At 74.5% G+C, this 3,671-nt stretch carries 2 protein-coding genes; both read right to left on the reverse strand.

Annotation, left to right across the window (positions count from 1 at the left end; all coding sequences use genetic code 11):
• Positions 1 to 41: 41 nt before the first annotated feature.
• Positions 42 to 1,520 carry a GNAT family N-acetyltransferase gene (locus tag ACFWUQ_RS31300; RefSeq protein ID WP_384544777.1) on the reverse strand — a complete coding sequence of 493 codons (1,479 nt, stop codon included), beginning with the start codon at positions 1,518 to 1,520 and terminating at the stop codon, positions 42 to 44.
• Positions 1,521 to 1,684: 164 nt separating this feature from the next.
• Complete coding sequence (locus tag ACFWUQ_RS31305; protein WP_384544779.1) at positions 1,685 to 3,253, reverse strand: alkaline phosphatase D family protein; 1,569 nt, start codon at positions 3,251 to 3,253, stop codon at positions 1,685 to 1,687.
• Between the last annotated feature and the right edge of the window lie 418 nt (positions 3,254 to 3,671).

Consider the following 3,671-nt stretch of genomic DNA (forward strand, 5'->3'; position numbering starts at 1 on the left):
GCGCTGGTGCGCGTCGGCCGCGGACCGGCGGGGGCGGGCCTTCAGCGGAGGGGGCGGTGGGCCCGGTCGGCGAGCGGGAGTTCGCCGGAGAGCTCGTACGGGAGCGGGGAGCCGACGGGACGTGCGTCGAGCCGGGCGGTGATCACCAGGGTGCCCTCCTCGATCTGGTAGTCGAGGGGGAGTCCGAGCCCGCGCATGGCGGCCACCATGCCGGTGTTGGAGGCCTGGGTCACGGCGTACACGCTGTCGCACCCGGCCTCGACGGCCATGGCGAGGAGCCGGCGCAGCAGCTCGGAGCCGATGCCCCGGCGCTGCCAGTCGTCCTCGATGAGCAGGGCGACCTCGGTCTCGTCGCCGTCCCACAGCAGGTGCCCGAGGGCGACGAGCCGGCCCGAGGCGGTGGTGGCGGCGAGGGTCCGGCCGAAGCGCGGGCTCAGCAGGTGGCCGAGGTAGCGGTCGGCGTCGGCCACGGGGCCGTGGTAGCGCAGCGACAGGGTGCGCTCGGAGCAGCGGTCGTGCATCGCGCGGGCCGCCGCCTGGTCGGAGCCGTCGGCGCGGCGCACGGTGATCTCGTTGCCCTCGGGCAGCGTCAGTACGTGCTGGCTGCGCGGGACGCGGGGACCGAGCCGCGTGTCGAGCTCGACCAGGGCGCGGGCACGGGCGAACTCCGTCGGAGTGAAGGGCAGGTGGGGCCGCTCCACGGTGATGGCGCCGCCCGAGGGGTCGCGCAGCCGCATGACCGTGGACTCCAGCACGCCCTCGACCGGGGCGTCGGCGCCGGCGTTGGGGCGGCCGGAGAGCGTGGTCGCGGGGATGGAGTGGATCGTGCAGCGGCCGAGCAGCTGGCGCAGGGCGAGGGGGAGTTCGGCGGCGTCGAGGGCGGTGCGCGTGGCCAGGCCCAGGACCCGGGTCGGGGTGTCGACCAGGTCGTGGGCGTCGGCCCGCTCGATCCAGGTGCTGTGGCCGCCCGCCCCGGCGATGGCCCGGGTCAGGTCGGCGGACGGCAGCTGCTGCGGGGCGCGCAGGAGGAACTCGTCGACGATGCCCCCTTCGGGGAGCGGGTGGGTCTGGAGGGTCAGGATGTCGACGCCGTTGCGGGCGAGCGCGGTGCAGAGCGCGGCCAGCGAACCGGGCTCGTCCCGGACGGTCGTGCGCATCCGCCACAGGCTGGTGCTGGTGCTGGTGCTGGTGCTGGTGCTGGTGCTGGTGCTCTCGCTCGTGCCGCGCGTGTCCGCCGTCGGATCCGGGCGGGTGCCCGGATCCGACGGCGCGGTGGTGTCCGGCGGCGGGGCATGGCTGTGGCGCCGTGCCCACCAGGTGTGGAAGGCCGCTGTGATCAGGAGCGCCACGGCCGAGGCGACCAGCAGGACCGGGCCCCGCGGGCCGTGCACGACGAGATTGGCGATGGCGTCGGCGACCGCGACAGCGCAGAACAGCGCGGCGAGTTCGACGAGGTCGCGGCGCCAGTGGTGGCGGTGGTGGCGGGGACGCTGGGCGGAGGCGAGATCACGGTCAGTCATGCACACCACTGTGGCGCAAGGGTGTTGCGTGATCACGAACGATCTGTGACCGATGGGTTAAGTATCCATCTGGCCGATTTCATCCGATTGTCCGGCTGGTTTCCGGAATCCGACCTTCAGGTCCGGGTCGGCGACTGCCGGACTCGCCCCGCCTGCCGCTGTTCCTAGAGGCCGACGCGGCCGGGCTGGAGCGTCGTGCTGAACAGTACTCCGCCGCCCTGCTGCCGCAGCCGTACGGTCAGTTCCCCGCTCCCGCCGTCGATGTCCACCTCGCCGTAGTACGGGGGATTCTCCGACGGGGACATGTTGGCGAACGGCGCCGACTGGACGAACGCCGTCCGAGGGCCGAAGGTGCCGTCGAGTCGCCCTGCCGGGAAACCGCCCGCACCGACCGGACCGGACACGAACTCCCAGAACGGCGCGAAGTCGTCGAAGGCCGCCCGCTCGGGCGCGTAGTGGTTCGCGGCGGTGTAGTGGACGTCGGCGGTGAGCCACACGGTTCCGGTGATGCGCTGGTGCTTGATGTGCCGCAGGAGCTCGGCGATCTGGAGCTCGCGGCCCAGCGGTGCGCCGGGATCGCCCTGGGCGACGGCTTCGAAGGCCGCCGCCCCGTCGGGGACCACGATGCCCAGGGGCATGTCGGCCGCCAGGACCTTCCAGGTGGCGCGCGACCGGGAGAGCTCGCGCCGCAGCCAGGCCAGCTGCTCGGGGCCGAGGATGCCGACGGGGTCCTCGGTCTGCGTGCCGGGGGAGTTGGCGTTGCGGTAGGTGCGCATGTCGAGCACGAAGACATCGAGCAGGGGGCCGTAGCGCATCACGCGGTACATCCGGCCCTCGGCGCGGCCACCGCGCAGGTCGGTGACGGGGAAGTACTCCTCGAAGGCGCGGCGGGCGCGGCCGGCCAGTGTGTCGACGTCCCTGACCGTGTAGCGGGGGTCGTCGATGCGCTGGCCCGGGTACCAGTTGTTGCGCACCTCGTGGTCGTCCCACTGGGCCAGGACCGGGACCTGGGCGTTGAACTCGCGCAGGTTGCGGTCGAGGAGGTTGTAGCGGAAGTTCCCGCGGAACTCGTCGAGCGTCTCGGCGACCTTCGCCTTCTCCTCGGTGGTGACGTTGCGCCAGAGGCTGCCGTCCCGCAGGGGCACGGACGGCAGGATCGGTCCGTCGGCGTAGATGGTGTCCCCGCTGAACAGGAAGAAGTCCGGATCGCGCAGCCGCATCTCATCGAAGACGCGGTAGCCGCCCATGTCCGGGTTGATGCCCCAGCCCTGCCCCGCCAGGTCCCCGGACCACAGGAAGCGCACACCCCGGCGGCGTGAGACGGGGGTCGTGCGGAAGCTGCCGCGCACCGGCTGGGAGGTTCGGCGCGGGTCGTCGGGGTCGGCGAGGACGACCCGGTAGTGGATCTGCTGGCCGGGCGGGAGGTCGCGCAGGACGGTGGTCCCGGTGAAGTCGGTGGTCGGCCCGAGGAGCGGCCCCCGGTGGCGGCGGACGGCGTAGCGGAACGATTCGCTCGGGGAGGTTTCGACGTGCATGCGCGCGGGGCGGTCGGAGCGGGTCCAGACGGTGGCCGAGTGCGCGGTGATCTCGCCGGACTGGACGCCCCAGGCCGCGCTGGGGCGGCCGGAGCGGGCGAAGGCCGGGGCGGTGAGGCCGGGGACGGCGAGCAGGGCGGACGAGACGGCGAGGGAACGGCCGATGAGGGTCCGGCGGGTGGGCGGGGTCGATGCCATCGGGTGCGTCTCCAGGGACGGGCGGGGGTGGTTCGCACCAGCGTGCCGTCTCCCTCCGGCCCGGCCGCGTCGCCCACGCGAACCTGCGATGAACAACCGCCTGACCGGCTCGGGGCCGGGGTGGGCCGGGGCCGGGGCCGGGCGCGGGGGCTGCGGGCTCCGGGCTGCGGGTGACCGGGGCCGCGTCCGTTGCCGGGGCCGGGGCGGGGCCGTTGCCGGGGCCGGGTCGGGGCACGCTGGGCCGCGCTGGGGGAGGAGGCGAGCGGCGGGGTGGGGCGGGTCGGCTGTTGCGGGGGTGGTGCGGGGGTGCCCGGCGGGGCGGGGGCCCTGCGGGGGCTCGGGCGGGGGTGGGTGCGGGGGTGGGTGCGGGGGTGGGGGTGCGGGGCCGGTGTGGGGGGGGGGGGGGAGGGTGGGGGCA

The sequence above is a fragment of the Streptomyces sp. NPDC058662 genome, from assembly GCF_042716255.1.
Taxonomy (GTDB): Bacteria; Actinomycetota; Actinomycetes; order Streptomycetales; family Streptomycetaceae; genus Streptomyces.